We start from the raw sequence: 229 nt of genomic DNA, 5'->3' as shown, positions 1-229 counted from the left end.
CTCTGCGCCGAAAATGTACCGGGGCTAAACGTATCACCGAAGCTATGGCAATCCCGTATGGGATTGGGTAGGGGAGCGTTCCAAGGACAGCGAAGCCAGATCGTGAGGACTGGTGGAGTGCTTGGAAGTGAGAATGCCGGTATGAGTAGCGAAAAGATAGGTGAGAATCCTATCCGTCGAAAGCCCAAGGTTTCCTGAGGAAGGCTCGTCCGCTCAGGGTTAGTCGGGA

At 54.6% G+C, this 229-nt stretch carries 1 rRNA gene; it reads left to right on the top strand.

The annotated features are described in order from the left end of the window. Nucleotides 1-229, top strand: a 23S ribosomal RNA gene (locus tag CHH91_RS19295); the annotation flags it as partial.

It is taken from the genome of Virgibacillus sp. 7505, from assembly GCF_002272135.1.
Taxonomy (GTDB): domain Bacteria; phylum Bacillota; class Bacilli; order Bacillales; family Amphibacillaceae; genus Terribacillus.
Note: the sequence above shows the minus strand (reverse complement) of the source record. Positions and strands in the feature narration are given on the sequence as shown.